This window comes from Chryseobacterium sp. T20, assembly GCF_047345655.1.
GTDB lineage: Bacteria > Bacteroidota > Bacteroidia > Flavobacteriales > Weeksellaceae > Chryseobacterium.
Genome location: NZ_JBLFDU010000010.1, coordinates 121,089 through 136,882, shown reverse-complemented (window position 1 = coordinate 136,882; position 15,794 = coordinate 121,089). Strand labels below are relative to the sequence as shown.

At 36.1% G+C, this 15,794-nt stretch carries 14 protein-coding genes; 7 read left to right on the top strand and 7 right to left on the bottom strand.

Annotated features, from left to right (window positions below):
* The first annotated feature begins 42 nt into the window (after nt 1-42).
* Complete coding sequence (locus ACMA47_RS19730) at nt 43-1,485, top strand: alpha-L-fucosidase (RefSeq protein WP_413931155.1); 1,443 nt, start codon at nt 43-45, stop codon at nt 1,483-1,485.
* Nucleotides 1,485-4,148 (top strand): glycoside hydrolase family 3 N-terminal domain-containing protein, encoded by a 2,664-nt coding sequence (locus ACMA47_RS19725; RefSeq protein WP_413931154.1) that lies wholly within the window; start codon nt 1,485-1,487, stop codon nt 4,146-4,148. The genes ACMA47_RS19730 and ACMA47_RS19725 overlap by 1 nt, the downstream gene beginning before the upstream one ends.
* A 57-nt stretch (nt 4,149-4,205) precedes the next feature.
* Here ACMA47_RS19725 and ACMA47_RS19720 read toward each other — a convergent pair whose 3' ends face one another.
* Nucleotides 4,206-5,087 (bottom strand): hypothetical protein, encoded by an 882-nt coding sequence (locus ACMA47_RS19720; protein WP_413931153.1) that lies wholly within the window; start codon nt 5,085-5,087, stop codon nt 4,206-4,208.
* Nucleotides 5,088-5,213: 126 nt separating this feature from the next.
* Nucleotides 5,214-5,600 (bottom strand): hypothetical protein, encoded by a 387-nt coding sequence (locus tag ACMA47_RS19715; RefSeq protein ID WP_413931152.1) that lies wholly within the window; start codon nt 5,598-5,600, stop codon nt 5,214-5,216.
* Between the two features lie 189 nt (nt 5,601-5,789).
* Between ACMA47_RS19715 and ACMA47_RS19710 the strand changes: the two genes are divergently transcribed.
* The 3 genes from ACMA47_RS19710 (at nt 5,790) to ACMA47_RS19700 (ending at nt 8,729) form a co-directional block, all read left to right on the top strand.
* Nucleotides 5,790-6,053 (top strand): hypothetical protein, encoded by a 264-nt coding sequence (locus tag ACMA47_RS19710; protein ID WP_238594268.1) that lies wholly within the window; start codon nt 5,790-5,792, stop codon nt 6,051-6,053.
* Between the two features lie 227 nt (nt 6,054-6,280).
* Nucleotides 6,281-7,669 carry a dihydrolipoyl dehydrogenase gene (gene lpdA / locus ACMA47_RS19705; RefSeq protein WP_309433916.1) on the top strand — a complete coding sequence of 463 codons (1,389 nt, stop codon included), beginning with the start codon at nt 6,281-6,283 and terminating at the stop codon, nt 7,667-7,669.
* A 259-nt stretch (nt 7,670-7,928) separates the two neighbouring features.
* Nucleotides 7,929-8,729: a patatin-like phospholipase family protein gene (locus tag ACMA47_RS19700; RefSeq protein ID WP_079242380.1), complete on the top strand. Its 801-nt coding sequence runs from the start codon at nt 7,929-7,931 to the stop codon at nt 8,727-8,729.
* A gap of 125 nt (nt 8,730-8,854) precedes the next feature.
* Here the strand turns inward: ACMA47_RS19700 and ACMA47_RS19695 are convergent, their stop codons facing one another.
* Nucleotides 8,855-9,292, bottom strand: a complete 438-nt coding sequence (locus ACMA47_RS19695) for a hypothetical protein (protein WP_413931151.1) — start codon at nt 9,290-9,292, stop codon at nt 8,855-8,857.
* Between the two features lie 445 nt (nt 9,293-9,737).
* Here ACMA47_RS19695 and ACMA47_RS19690 point away from each other — a divergent pair, with 445 nt between their 5' ends.
* Both ACMA47_RS19690 and ACMA47_RS19685 read left to right on the top strand, forming a co-directional pair.
* The gene (locus tag ACMA47_RS19690; RefSeq protein WP_413931150.1) at nt 9,738-11,675 is read left to right on the top strand and encodes an SPFH domain-containing protein; all 1,938 of its coding nucleotides are present in this window, start codon (nt 9,738-9,740) and stop codon (nt 11,673-11,675) included.
* Nucleotides 11,676-11,723: 48 nt separating this feature from the next.
* A complete protein-coding gene (locus tag ACMA47_RS19685; RefSeq protein WP_413931149.1) occupies nt 11,724-12,158 on the top strand; it encodes a hypothetical protein in 435 nt (144 codons plus the stop codon).
* 39 nt (nt 12,159-12,197) lie between these two features.
* Here the strand turns inward: ACMA47_RS19685 and ACMA47_RS19680 are convergent, their stop codons facing one another.
* From ACMA47_RS19680 to ACMA47_RS19665, 4 genes are all read right to left on the bottom strand, one after another.
* Nucleotides 12,198-12,893 carry an ABC transporter ATP-binding protein gene (locus ACMA47_RS19680; RefSeq protein WP_413931148.1) on the bottom strand — a complete coding sequence of 232 codons (696 nt, stop codon included), beginning with the start codon at nt 12,891-12,893 and terminating at the stop codon, nt 12,198-12,200.
* Between the two features lie 80 nt (nt 12,894-12,973).
* Nucleotides 12,974-13,534: a hypothetical protein gene (locus ACMA47_RS19675; RefSeq protein WP_413931147.1), complete on the bottom strand. Its 561-nt coding sequence runs from the start codon at nt 13,532-13,534 to the stop codon at nt 12,974-12,976.
* A gap of 342 nt (nt 13,535-13,876) precedes the next feature.
* Nucleotides 13,877-14,572: a LytR/AlgR family response regulator transcription factor gene (locus ACMA47_RS19670; RefSeq protein WP_413931146.1), complete on the bottom strand. Its 696-nt coding sequence runs from the start codon at nt 14,570-14,572 to the stop codon at nt 13,877-13,879.
* Nucleotides 14,565-15,629, bottom strand: coding sequence for a sensor histidine kinase (locus ACMA47_RS19665; protein ID WP_413931145.1), 1,065 nt, complete (start codon nt 15,627-15,629; stop codon nt 14,565-14,567). The genes ACMA47_RS19670 and ACMA47_RS19665 overlap by 8 nt, the downstream gene beginning before the upstream one ends.
* Nucleotides 15,630-15,794 lie beyond the last annotated feature (165 nt).

Genomic DNA, 15,794 nt, shown 5'->3' with positions numbered 1-15,794 from the left:
GGTTTCCCAAAGGATAATTAAATTAGCAGAAAACTATTCCATATGCTGGTTATATCCAAAATAAAACCCTTTTTTCTTTCATCCTTTTTAATAAGTTCAATCGCTTTTTCACAAGCTCATAATGTATCAGAAGGCTATCAGAAGCCCACAGACCCGTTGGTTGTCCAGAATCTGGAGCAATGGCAGGATATGAAATTCGGACTGTTTATGCATTGGGGAACCTATAGTCAGTGGGGAATTGTTGAAAGCTGGAGCTTATGCCCGGAAGATGAATCATGGACACAGAGAAAACCTGAACACGGGAAATCTTACTACGAATATGTGAAGAATTATGAAAATCTTCAGACAACTTTCAATCCAACTCAGTTCAATCCTCAGAAATGGGCTGATGCAGTAAAAAAGGCCGGAATGAAATATGTGGTTTTTACCACCAAGCATCATGATGGTTTTGCCATGTTTGATACTCAGCAGTCGGATTATAAAATCACTTCTTCCAGAACCCCATTTTCAAAAAATCCAAAATCTGATGTGACGAAAGAAATTTTCAATACGTTCAGAAAAGAAGGATTTAAAATAGGAGCTTATTTTTCAAAACCAGACTGGCATTCCGATGATTATTGGTGGTCTTATTTTCCACCCAAAGATAGAAATGTCAACTATGATCCCAAAAAATATCCCGAAAGATGGGAGAACTTTAAAACATTCATCTTCAATCAGCTGAACGAAATTACTTCCAATTATGGGAAAGTTGATATTCTTTGGCTGGATGGCGGCTGGGTACGCCCTTTTCATACGATAGACCCAAAAGTAGAATGGCAGCGCACCATCAAAGTAGAGCAGGATATCGATATGGATAAAATAGGAACAATGGCCAGAAAAAATCAGCCAGGGATTATTATTGTTGACCGTACGGTTTCCGGGAAATGGGAAAACTATGTCACTCCTGAGCAGGCAGTTCCGGAACATGCTCTTTCCATTCCCTGGGAAAGCTGCATCACCATGGGAGATTCCTTTTCTTACGTTCCCAATGACAACTATAAAACCTCCCCAAAGATCATTGAAACATTAGTTAAAATCATTTCAAGAGGGGGAAATTACCTTATGAATATTGCGCCCGGACCTAATGGAGATTACGATCCCATTGTATATGTAAGGTTACAGCAAATTTCAGGTTGGATGGAAAAAAATCAGTCCTCGGTTTTTGCAACAAGAAGCATTGCTCCTTACCACGAAGGGAATTACTATTATACACAAAGCAAAGATGGAAAGACAGTGAATATTTTTCACTTGGATGAAAAAACAAATTATGAGTCTCCATCAACATTAAGTTTTACAATCCCTGATCATTTTAACCCAAAATCTTTGAAAGTTTTAGGCTTATCAAACAAAATTCAATGGAAAAAATCGGGGAATTCAATTGAAATTAATTTGCCGAAAGAAAGAGCTCAGTTAAAATATTCAACTGTAATTCAAATCGTTCAATAATGAGATGTATTTGTTTTAAACTTGCCGGAGCCGCATTATTGCTGAATGTTGTGATTACTTTTGCTCAAAAACCTTTATATAAAGATCCCAAACAACCGATTGAAGCCAGAGTTCAGGATCTGTTGAAGAGAATGACCCCAGAAGAAAAATTCTGGCAGTGTTTTATGATTCCCGGAGATCTGGATAACGTTCCGAAAGGACAATATTCCCATGGGATTTTTGGACTTCAGGTAAGCGCAGGAAATCAGGGAGGCGGAGCAGCAGGACAACTGCTGAAATACAATGCCAGCGAAGATGCAGAGAAATTAGTGAGAAAAATCAATGCCATTCAAAAATATTTTGTTGAAGAATCAAGATTGGGAATTCCCATCATTCCTTTTGATGAAGCTTTACACGGATTGGTTCGGGAGGGTGCTACTGCTTTTCCGCAAGCCATTGGTCTAGCTGCTACTTTTAATCCGGAATTAATGACTAAGGTTTCAACAGCGATTGCAAAAGAATCAAAACTGAGAGGAATCCGACAGATTCTGACCCCTGTAGTAAATCTTGCCAGTGATGTAAGATGGGGAAGAACAGAGGAAACCTATGGGGAAGATCCATTTTTGACCTCCGTAATGGGAGTAAGCTTTGTCAACTCATTTGAAAATATGGGAATTATTACCACTCCCAAACACTTTTTAGCCAATGTAGGAGAAGGAGGAAGAGATTCATACCCGATTCATTGGAGCAGAAGATATCTGGAAGAAACCCATTTAATTCCTTTTCACAATGTTTTTACAAAAGGAAAAAGCCGTTCTGTCATGACTTCTTATAATTTGCTTGATGGAAGGCCGTCAACTGCAAACCATTGGTTATTAACAGAAAAATTGAAAAAGGACTGGGATTTCAAAGGCTTCGTTATCAGTGATGCAAGTGCGGTGGGTGGAGCAAATGTTCTGCATTTTACAGCAAAAGATTATGATGATGCCTCTGCACAGGCAATTAATGCGGGTCTTGATGTCATATTTCAGACAGAATATAAACATTATCAGCTCTTTATTCCTCCGTTTTTGGATGGAAGGATTTCAAAAGAAAGAATAGATGATGCCGTATCAAGAGTATTGAGGGCCAAATTTGAACTTGGACTATTTGAAAATCCCTATGTTTCTGCAAAGGAAATTGAAGAATTAAAAAAGCTTACTCACAAACCTTTGGCAGAAAAAGCAGCTGCAGAGTCTTTCGTATTGCTTCAGAACAATAGTCAGACACTTCCTGTTCCTGAAAATGTTAAAAAAATTCTTGTAGTGGGAACAGATGCTGTGGATGCAAGATTAGGAGGGTATTCAGGGCCTGGAAACAAAAAAGTAAATATCCTGGATGGTCTTAATAATTATGTGAAAAATACAGACACTGAAGTGATATATTCAAAAGGAATTGATTGGAATGTAAAAGACTTTATCACTATTTCCAATGAATATTTATCCTCTGAAAACAAAAAAGGATTAGCCGGAAACTATTTTTCCAATACGGATTTAAAAGAAAATCCTGCTTTTGGAAGACAGGATGAACAAGTCAATTTCAAATGGACTTTATATTCTCCTGATCCGGAAAAATTGCAGCCTGACAATTATAGTATTCGATGGACCGGAAAATTGGAAGCTCCAAATTCCGGAAAATATCAAATTGGCTTGCGTGGAAATGATGGCTTCAGATTATACCTGGACGGGAAATTAGTGATTGATCAATGGGAAAAGCTAAGCTATTCCACCAAAACAGTTGATATAGATTTTGTAAAAGGCAAGAAATATGACATTAAGATCGAATTTCATGAAAATCGAGGTGAAGCCAATCTGGAATTGATCTGGAACTATGGTTTATATGATTATCTGAAAGATTTTAAGGCAGCTTTAGATCTTGCCAAAAAAGCTGACTATATCCTTGTTACATCTGGAATTCATGAAGGTGAATTTCAGGACAGATCATCACTAAGCCTGCCTGGAAATCAGGAAGCGTTTATTCATGAGGTTTCAAAACTGAAAAAACCTGTAACAGTTCTTCTGGTAGGTGGCTCTGCTATAAAAACAACAGCGTGGAAAGACAAAGTAGGAGCCATTTTAGATATTTGGTATCCGGGAGAAGAAGGTGGAAATGCTGTGGCAAAAACACTTTTCGGGGCAGAGAATCCATCAGGTAAACTGCCTGTCACTTTTCCTGTTCAGGAAGGTCAGTTGCCTTTAACCTATAATCATCATCCAACGGGAAGAGGAAATGATTATCATGATCTGAGTGGAGAACCCTTATATCCGTTTGGCTTCGGACTCAGTTATACCTCTTTTGAAATTTCTGAGTTACAATTGAGCAAAACTCAGTATTCGGAAAATGAGACCATTGTAGCTAAAGTCAACGTAAAAAATACAGGTTCAAAAGCTGGTAGTGAAGTCGTTCAGCTGTATGTAAGAGATGTATTGGCTTCAGTTTCAAGACCAATTATTGAGCTCAAAGGATTTCAGAAAATAGAACTACAACCCGGAGAATCAAAAACGGTCACCATAGAAGTTCCGGTAAAACAATTGCAGTTTTTAAATGAAAAAATGGACTGGATTGTAGAAAAAGGAACATACAGAATTATGGTAGGCAATTCCTCCAGAAATCTTCCTTTAAAACAAAATATTGAGATTTTATAGAAATTAAAAAAGAGCAGAAATTTCTGCTCTTTTTTTGGTATATAGTATTGAAGATATTTAGTATTTTCTGGCCAACAGAACGTTCAATAAGAATGTTCCTGCCCAGTTACTGTTATTGGCACCATTAGTACCTACAAAGTCTACACGGGCTACAGATACGGTAAGTCTGGTTCTTCCGGCTGTACCATTATTGGCGAGGCTTACAAAAGACGCTGTAAATACATCCGGGAAACTTGAATTGTTTCCTGCTGTAAGAATAGGATACATATTGTTAACATTGAAAGGAGCGCCCTGGTATTCATACACAAGGGTCATTCTACTTGTATTGGAGTAGCCGGCAGTATGTGCCCTGTCTACTGAAGCTTTACTCACGATCCACCATCTGTCATTTGCCGCTCCTGAATCATAACCAGCATTACCATGAGCGGTCCAGTCTGCTATAGCCGAAGCTCCATTGGCATGAGGAGGGATGAAAAGCTGTGTACCGTAAATTTCCACGTTGCTTGGTTTAGGAAGAACCGTAAAAGATAAATCCCATGTACCTCCCGAAGTATTGCTGTTGTTTACTACTTCGGCATATGCCCCTGTAGGAATCATAAAAGAAGCAACAGGAGTATTGTCAATTCTTAAAGTATTTCCACTGGATGCCTGTAGGGTAATGGCATTCGGAGAAATGTTTTTAATCTTGTAAATCCTTCCTGTAAAACTGGCTGTTCCAGTTCCGATCACAGGTAGAGTAAACGTAGCATCAGCAGTGCCATTATAAGTAATGTAATGATCAGTAGTCAGAATGTTATATGTAGTGGCACTGATTTCAGTATAGCCAGCCCTTAAGGAACCATTTACAGCAAGTGTACTGTTGGGTGTTGTAGTGTTAATACCTACTTGTGCAGTTAAGGGAACAGCTGCGAATAAAAGGATCGAGATGTATTTTTTCATATTGTATAAATTTGGATTTAAACAAAAATATAAAAAAAAATAGCTAAAAATCACCTAAAAATGAATATTTTAAATAATTTTAATGAAAATCACTTATTGGTGATAGGAGTTATTTTTGAAAATTATTTAGATCAATCTGCAAGGGACTTCCAAGTCTTCTGTAAGATAATAGCTGGAACACAGGCGGTGGTATCCATCTGCAATGATCAGCTCATTTTGCCCTCTGACAAGCAGTATTGGAGAAAGTTTTTTGTTTTTTTCTACTTTTTTAAGGTTTTCTTTCACATGAATATTCGTTTCCGGTAACAAGGTAAGCTTACTGGCTCTTAAAATATCTTTCGACTTCTTTATAATAGTAGGAGCGGCCTTTAATTTTTTAACCAATTTTTTTGCTTCATCAGGTTGAAAAAGAAGTTCAAGATAGTCCTGGGCTGCAGGGAAATCGTGATCTTCCGGTTCTTTCAGCCAGATATTGTCTTTGGTCAGGTGAGTTTTTTTTGCAGAAGTCTTCATAAGTGCTTATTTAAAAGATGAATAAATGTATGAAAAATAGATCGTCATTTAATAAATAACTATGAATACATTTTCCTTTTTCTTTCTTACGAAAATCTTGGTATGATATATGCAAGATTTATCATGAACCGGAATGAATTTCATTAAATAATATTGAATTAATTGAAATCATTCAAAAATATGAACATTATGAAAAAGTTATTAATTTCAACAGTATTGTTATTAGGTTTATCCATGAATGTCTATGGACAAAAACGTCCGCCAGAACCACCACACCCTTCAAAAAGCGAGTTGGTGAATATTAAAATGCAGGAGCTTACTAAAAAATACAATCTTGAGAAAAAGCTGATTCTTAATCATCCGCTTGCTACCAAACAGATGAAGAGAGATCAGATGAAAGCCTTAAATCAAAGATATGCGACTGAAAAACGATTGCTTAGACAGGCTAAATAATACAGAATTTTTACAGTTATTAAAATAAGAAAAGCTGTTTTTTATATCTTAAACTTTGAGAAGTTTTCAATGTAAAGGAAAATTTATTGAAAGAGAATGCGTTTTGTGTTCTCTTTCTTTGTTTAAAATTGAATAAAAATAGCTTTGTTATGCATTTTAAGAACCATCTGAAGAAACATAAAACATCCAATATTTTTCCTTAAATTCGCATAAAAATTTTTAAAGTAATGAATTACGATATTATTGTCATTGGAAGTGGTCCTGGTGGATATGTTACTGCGATCAGAGCAGCGCAATTAGGTTTCAAAACCGCAATTATCGAGAAAGAAAATTTAGGAGGAATCTGCCTTAACTGGGGATGTATTCCAACTAAAGCTTTATTGAAATCTGCTCAGGTTTTTCATTATATCAACCATGCTGAAGATTATGGTTTGAATAAAGTGGAGGCAAGCTTTGAATTCCCGAATGTGATTCAGAGAAGCCGTGGTGTTGCCAGCAAAATGAGCAAAGGAATCGAATTCTTGATGAAAAAGAATAAGATTGACGTAATTCTTGGTACTGCAAAAGTACAGAAAGGTAAAAAAGTTTCTGTTACAGATAAAGAAGGTAAAGTAACTGAATATACAGGTACTCACATCATTATCGCTACAGGAGCTCGTTCAAGAGAATTACCAAACTTACCACAGGATGGTAAAAAAGTAATCGGATACAGACAGGCATTATCTCTTCCTGAGCAACCGAAATCTATGATTGTTGTAGGTTCTGGAGCTATCGGAGTAGAATTTGCTGATTTCTATAACACAATGGGAACTAAAGTAACTGTTGTAGAATTTATGCCAAACATCGTCCCTGTTGAAGACGAAGAAATCTCTAAACACTTAGAGAAATCTCTTAAAAAGACAGGAATCGAGATCATGACAAACGCTTCTGTAGAAAGTGTTGATACAAGCGGGGAAGGAGTAAAAGCTACTGTGAAAACAGCGAACGGAAACATTACCCTTGAAGCTGATATCTTATTATCTGCTGTAGGTATTGCTGCTAATATCGAGAACATCGGATTAGAAGAAGTAGGAATCCAGACAGATAAAGGAAGAGTATTGGTAAACGAATGGTACGAAACTTCAGCACCTGGTTACTATGCGATTGGTGATATCATCCCAACTCAGGCATTGGCTCACGTTGCTTCTGCAGAAGGAATCACTTGCGTTGAGAAAATCAAAGGAATGCACGTTGAGAAAATCGACTATGGCAATATCCCTGGATGTACTTACTGTCACCCTGAAGTAGCATCTGTAGGTCTTACTGAAAAGCAGGCTAAAGAAAAAGGATACGAAATCAAAGTAGGTAAATTCCCTCTTTCTGCAAGTGGTAAAGCTACTGCAAACGGAAACACAGACGGATTTATCAAAGTGATTTTTGATGCTAAATATGGTGAATGGTTAGGATGCCACATGATCGGTGAAGGGGTAACTGATATGGTTGCTGAAGCTGTTGTAGCTAGAAAACTAGAGACTACAGGTCATGAGATCATCAAGTCTATCCACCCGCACCCAACAGTTTCTGAAGCTATTATGGAAGCTGCTGCTGCTGCTTACGGTGAAGTGATTCACATTTAATCTGAAATACAGAAATCTATATCATAAAAGCCTGGAGAAATCCGGGCTTTTTTTGTTGATGCTGCGCAGAAATAGGGCTCAATTAAACCTAACAGGTTCCAAAAACCTGTTAGGTTTATTGTTTATGATCCGTTTTTCTTAAAAGGCTTCTGATGAAATTTTAGCTTGTATACAATGGATTTTCTTAAAATAATTTTAAAATCAGCATATTTATAAAAATTAACTTAATTATTTCAGCCTGTTTTCTTACATTTATTCAATGAATTTTGAGAGAGTAGGACTTGTTTTATCAGGAGGCGGTACCAAAGGAATCGCTCATGCAGGAGTATTAAAATTCTTAAGGGAAAAAGGAATTGAAGTAGATATCCTTTCCTGCTGCAGCGCAGGCTCTATTGTCGGATGCCTTCATGCTATAGGAAAAACTCCGGAAGAAATCCTGGAATTTTTCAATTCCGTCTATTTTTTCAACTGGAAACATTTCACATTCAATCAGCCTGGGCTTGTATCTTCGGTAATTTTCAGAAACTATCTGAAACCTATTTTCCATGAAATGAAATTGGGAGATCTTGATATCGAAGTGAAAATTGTAGCCACAGAGCTTGTTGCAGGAACCCAGAAGATTTTTGATAAAGACTTTGAGATTGTTGATGCTATTATTGCTTCATGCTCCATTCCGGGAATCACCACTCCTTACATCATTGGGGATGAAATGTATTGCGATGGAGGCGTATTGAATAACTTCCCTGCAGATATCATCAGAGAAGACTGTGATAAGCTGATCGGTGTATTTGTATCGCCGCCCAACGAAGCAAAGATCAAGGATCTGAACTCCATTAAAGCTATCGTTTCCCGTTCTTACGATCTTTTGTCGTACAGGATCGAAAAAATAAAATTTGATTATTGTGACTGGTTCATTTCTTCCCAAAAATTGTCTTCTTACGGAACTTTTGAACGCAGAAAAGACAGACTGGAAGAGATTTTCAATATCGGTTACAAAGCAGCAAAAGAGAGCTACGAAGAAAGTATCTTTTTTACAGAATTAAGACAATCCGGAACATAAAAAAAACCTGTATCAATTATACAGGATTTCTATTTTATAAAAAAGGATTTTGAGTTCTTAAAGAGAAGCTATAGGCGGACTATAGCAACTTCCATCTTCAATCCTCCATCTTCCAGCCTTTATACTTAATTCTTCACTACATATCCGTCCTGACGAACAATTTCACGGTCATTCGCATCATTTACAACCAATGTATAAGGTGCTTTTTTCGGAGAATCTGTAAGATAATTTCTCCAGATCTGATAACTGTGACCTTCATTATTGAAGTTGATGTAATAGTTTCCTCCAGTGCCATCAGGAATCAGCTCACCATCACTGATGATCATGCTGGGCTTTGCCGTAATCTTTGTGTTGGCATTCCACGACTGGTAAAGGTACTTGCCATTCGGTTGTTTGTCGATTCTGATCTTGAATTTTTTGGTTTTGATAATCACAGTCTTCGGTACCTGCTGAAGGGCGGAAGATGTTATCAGAACATCTGTTTTTGGATTCGGAACTTCTTTGGCATAAACGAAAGAAAACTGAGCTAAGCAGAAAGTTCCTAATAAAATATACTTTATCATATTGAGTGGTTATTGGTTAACATTTCAGACTCTATCAAATATAGAGCCATTTTTTATTAAAAAGAAGGCTTATAGTTCTGAAAAAGAAGTTATTAAGACTTTTGTATATTGGTTTTTGAAAATAATGATATTGATTTTCAGTTAATTACTATTTTGTTTGCGAAATAGTATCAAATTCTGAAACAACTGAATACTTTTCTTATGTACATTTGTACCATCAAAGGATCTCGTTCCTTTATTATCAAAATGAAACTAATTAACTTTAAGTTTTTTCTATTAAAAGTATCAGAAATCATCTTCACGATTTTTAATACTTCTCCTCCAGTAATTTCTTAATTTTTTTCGAAAGAATTATCACATAATTCGTACTCTGTTTTTTCGTATTCTGAAGAATCAGAGCGCAATCCCTGTTTTAAAATTTAATTAAAAAAAACAAAAACAAACTATGGAATTAGGTTTTCATGGCTGGATGATTCCGGCCGTAATGGCGCTTTTGTGCGTACTTTTTTACAAATTCATTTTGAGAATTTTCTTTGGATTGATCATTGTTCCTCAGGACAAAATTGGTTTAGTGACCAAAAAATTTGTGTTGGTAGGAAAACAGGAACTTCCGGAAGGTAGAATTATTGCTACCAATGGAGAAGCGGGTTTTCAGGCTCAGACATTGGCTCCGGGAGTGTATTTTGGAAAATGGATCTGGCAATATTCTATCGATTTTCAACCATTTACAGTGATTCCGACCGGTAAAATAGGTTTATTGCTGGCAAAAGATGGGGTAGAACTGGAAACAGGAAGGATTTTAGCCAGAAAAGTAGACTGTGATTCTTTTCAGGATGCTGAAGCCTTTTTAAAAAACGGAGGAAGAAAAGGCCGTCAGACTGCAATTATTGCCCCGGGATCATACAGAATCAATACGTTATTGTTTGAAATAGAATTAACGGATATGACTCAAATTCCTGACAATGCAGTCGGAATTATCACCACAATGGAAGGAAGTCCTTTGGAAGAAGGTCAGATTGCGGGTAAAATTATCAATGATCATAATAAGTTCCAGGATGTAGACACTTTTTTAAATAATGGAGGATATAAGGGCCTTCAGGAGCAGGTAATCCTTGCAGGTTCCTATTTTCTGAACCCTTGGTTTACAAAAGTTGAAATGGTAAAAATGACGGAAATTCCGATTGGCCATGTTGGCGTCATCATCAGCTATGTAGGTGAAGAAGGAAAAGACCTCAGCGGCGTTGATTTTAAACATGGAAATATCGTAGAGAAAGGGCATAAAGGCGTTTGGGCAGAACCCATTGGCCCCGGAAAATATCCTATTAATCCTTACATTATGAAAGTTGAGCTTGTTCCCACCACCAATTTAGTCTTGAACTGGGCTTATGAAAGAAGCGAATCTCATCAACTCGATAAAAATCTTTCAACGATTACGGTGCGAAGTAAAGACGGTTTCCCTTTCAATCTTGATGTTTCCCAGATCATTCATATTCCTACTTATGAAGCTCCAAAAGTAATTGCCCGTTTCGGGAATATGATCAATCTTGTGAGCCAGGTTTTAGAGCCTACGATTGGGAACTATTTCAGAAACTCAGCGCAGGACAGTGATGTGATTGCATTTTTAGGAACCCGAAAAGAAAGACAACAGTCGGCAAAAGATCATATCAGCAGTGTTTTGGAACAATATAATGTGAACGCTGTCGATACTTTGATAGGAGCGATTGTTCCACCGGAAAGTTTAATGAAGACCTTAACAGACAGAAAACTGGCGGAAGAGCAGAAAATAACTTATGAAACTGAAATGCTGGCTCAGGAAACCCGTCAGGCTCTGGAAAAAGAAACGGCTGTTGCAGATATGCAGAAAGAAATTGTAAAAGCAGATCAGGGCGTTGTGATTGCAGAAAGAATAGCGGATGCATCGGTGAAAAAAGCAACCGGAGATGCCAATTCCGTAAGACTGCAGGCGAATGCAGAAGGAGACCGATTGAAACTGCTGGCAACCGGAGAAGCTGAGAAGACAAGACTTCTCGCAAAAGCCGAAGCAGAAAAAATAGAGTTACTGGCCAAAGCAAGTGCTGAGCAGATTTCATTGACGGGTAATGCTGAGGCAGAAAAAATTCTGGCCATTGGTAAATCTAATGCAGAATCTTACAAACTGTCTGTAGAAGCAATGGGCGGCAATAATTTCACCCAATTAAAAATCATGGAAAATATTGCGAATCAGAATGTAAGAATAATGCCTGAAGTATTAATCGGAGGAAGTGGAGATTCTGCGAATGGAGGAATCAGTGGACTTTTGGGACTTCAGCTGTTGGAACAGGTTCAAAAGAAAAATATTGAAACAGTTGCTGCTCCTGAAGAGAAGACAGATAACAACTCTTAACTCAATTGACAAATAACTTAAACTTAACTCAAATTTTGAATTTTTAAAATGATTTATATCGTTCAGATCATTATAGCATTACTGATTATTAGTTTTTTTGTTTTCTCCATTATTGAAATCTATTGTGAAATTGTGAAAAAAAGTTCTAAGGCCTTTTTTGGTATGCTCATTAGCTTGATTTTATTTTTTTTAATGATTACAGTACGCAATCATATGGTTAAAAATGAACTTGTAGAAAATATAAATGCTTCAAAAATAGAACAGAGTAATTCCTCTTTTTCAAAAAAAGAATTGTCCAATATTCACATTGTAAGTGAGAAAATGAGAGTGACTGACAAGGATATGTATATTGTGCTTATGCCTCAAAAAGATACGCTTTACATGAACCAGGATTTTCATGATAAAAATAAATTCTGGATTCACTATAAAAAATTTGAGATTTTAAAATTTACAGCACCTGTAGGATATATAATAAAAGACTAAAAAAATCGCCCGAAGAACTTTCGGGCGATCTATTATTTTTTATGCGGTATAACTTGCAAAAGCATCTTCCAGGCTTTCAAATTTGCCTTTAAACTCATCAATAGGGCAGTCCTGAAGAATATTTCCTTTATGGATCAGAATGACTCTTGAGCAAAGCGCTTCCACTTCCTGCATGATGTGAGTAGAAAGTAAAACAGTCTTTTGCTGTCCTATTTCTTTTACCACATTACGGATTTCAATGATTTGGTTAGGATCCAGACCATTAGTAGGCTCATCCAGAATCAGTAAATCCGGTTGATGAATAATGGCCTGTGCAAGCCCTACACGCTGTTTGTATCCTTTAGATAACTGTCCGATCTTTTTTGATTTTTCGGGAGTAATTCCTACCAGTTCGATCACCTCATCTACTCTGGATTCAGAAATTTTGTGGATGTTGGCAACAAACTGAAGGTATTCTTTCACATACATTTCCAGATAAAGCGGATTATTCTCAGGAAGAAAACCGATTTTATTTTTGCTTTCGATCTCATAATCTGAGATATTCATTCCATTAAAAATAATTTCTCCCTGATCAATTTTCAGTGCACCGACAATAGATTTCATCAGGGTAGATTTTCCGGCACCGTTTGGGCCAAGAAGACCGATGATCTCATTTTTATCAATAGAAATGTTGATGTTGTCAAGGGCGGTCTGTTCACCAAATTTTTTGGTTAAATTGATTATCTGAAGCGGCATAAGTTTTACGATCTTTTTGCAAAAATAAAATAAAAAAACTCATCCGATAGAATGAGTTTCGCAATATTTATAAAATATAATTATTTTCTTGATTTTTTCTTGGCTCCGCCTGATGCAGGAGTTGCTGTAGAGGCTGTATTTGTAGCGCCTTTATTACCCGTTGGGTTTATCGTGGCAGGTTTGTCATACATAGCATACTTTCCATTGGTTCTTCCAAAGATTTTTTCCACCTGTTTTTGGGTTAAAAACTGTGATTTTCCAATGTATTTTCTGTTTTTGTTGATCACCTGGATAAACTGCATGGTTTGTTGGCCATAGTTTTTTTCATAATGAAGCTCTATGATGTCATTGGGAAGTTCCAATACAACATTTTCTTCTGGAGTGGTAACAAAACCATCCATAATAAGCTTATATAATCCGGCCACATCACCATTAAGATTCTGGAATGAAAAAGAGCGGATTGTGTTCAGGTTGCTGGTATTCAGATCCTGGTAGTTGACTGTAAATTTATCTTCCTTTTTATAGAGACCAACGGAATTATCTTTACCAATTTCCACCAAACTTTCATTTTTCAACACTTTGATCTGTGAGAAAACTGAAATACCGAACATACATGTAATAAGTAGAATTATTTTTCTCATGGAATGAATTTTAATGTTTTATAACTTGGTGCACATAAATTTACTCATAAAAAAGCTAAAAAACAATTTTATTCGTTAAAGCAAAAGTAACACTTTTTTTTAATATTTATACGTGATCATCTGCTGATGCTATGGATTTCATCGTTTATATAAAAGTTTGGTAACCATGAGATTAATTCTATTTTGTTAAAGTGCTGTGATGTCTGTTTGAGATAGATTTTGATCATTAAAAGGATGTAATGTGTTGAAAAACAGATTAAAAATCCTTTACGTGAGATTAAATTAAAAATTAATTTAAAATAAATATTAAAAATGAGATTTTGTGAAATAAAATTAAAGAAATTATAATAGTTTGTTTTTAGAAACAGTGGCTACAAAAGCATCAAATTCTTGTTTGTAGCTTCTCCCAACAGGGATCTGGCGTTTATTGACAATCAGTTCATTATTGTTAAAAGCAGTCACAAAAGCTGCATTAATGATAAAAGACCGATGAATTCTTACAAAACCTTTATCAGACAAAGTGGTTTCCAGATCTGTAATTTTATTTTTTGAAATAAAACTTTCCTGTGTTGCCATTACAACTTTAATATCATTTCCCTGGCTTTCAAAATAGACGATCTCTGAAAGGGAAAGCTTGCGGTGCATTCCCTCTGTTTTGATGATGATAAAGTCTTCTTTATTGCCGTTCGCATTTCTCAATATACGTTCTACAGCTTTGAAAAAACGTTCGAAGGTAATGGGCTTCAGGAGATAATCTACAGCTTCCAGTTCAAAACCTTCAATCGCAAAATCGCGATAAGCGGTAGTGAAAATTGTTTTAGGCTTTTGAGGAAGCGATTTCAAAAAATCAATTCCATTGAGATGAGGCATCTGAATATCCAGGAACATCAGATCAACGGATTGGTTTTGCAGTATTTTATAAGCTTGCATAGCATTTTGAGCCTTTCCTGTAAGCTTCAAATCATCAATTTTTGAGATATGATTTTCCAGTAATGATGCAGCCAAAGGTTCGTCATCTACAATAATGCAGTTAATCATAATGGGAAGGTGTTGTTATTTCAACTTTAAAAATATTGTTTTCCTTTGAGATCCGAAAGGTGAAATTTTCCTGATAGTGATATTCTAATTGTCTTTGTATGTTCTGGAGTCCAATTCCTTTTTCATGATTTGTCGGATGGTCCGAAAAAGTATTTTCAATGGTAAAAACAGAATGCTGCTGATTAGTTTTGATCTCAATCCTTATTTCTGTGGTCTCTGAATTTTTTCCGGCACCGTGTTTAAAAGCATTTTCTACGAGAGTGAGATACAGCAGTGGCGGAATGGTATTGGGAGAATGGATGGTAATATACTTCTGAATTTTTAACCTTTCATCATGATATCTAAGGCTTTCCAAAGCAATATATTGATCAATAATATCCAGTTCATCAGAAACCTGCACCCATTTCTTCTGACCTTTGTATAAAATATAATCCAGAATATCTGACAGTTGGCTGATGGATTGTGAAGTTTTATCGGAATGGCTGATGGACAGAGAATAAATATTATTCAGGGTATTAAAAAGAAAATGAGGGTTGAGCTGAGATTTGAGAGATTGAAGCTCCAGCTCTGTCTTTTCCTTCTGTAGTTTGATAGTACGTTCTTTTTCATCCTTATACCGAATGATAAACATAATTGAGATAAAGATAAATGTACCGCTGATAATCGGAAAAGTATAATGAAGCAGCAGGTAAGGAATATCTGTGAAAATATCAAAAGGACTGTTTTTCAATTCATTGATGAATAGAGGTTCTGCAACATAAACGATAAAAAAACGGTTAATGACAGAAATAATATAAAGGCTGAGAAGAATAGACAGGATTAATTCAATATACTTTTTCCGATCAAAAAAATGACGGATCAGAACAAAATAAATAAAATTGGCTCCCGCAATCTGGAAAATCCAGTGGCAAAAATTATAAATGATCATTCCTTTGAAAGTATCAACATTGTATTCTCCATACATTCTTACCGTTCCGAATAAAAATAAAGCCGTCCAGAAGAGCAGCTGGAAGTATAGATTTTGTCTGATCTGAATTTCTGACAGAGTTTTCATCATCCCCAAAAATATAAAATCTTAAGTAACCTTAGGAAAATGTTATGCTAATGGTTTTAAAATAATGACAGACTACATTATTCACGGTATAAACTGCATATTTTGTCGTTTATCTTGAATAAGCAGTTGTCCGGATGCTATGCCAGAAATAAGTCTGGAATTTGTCAA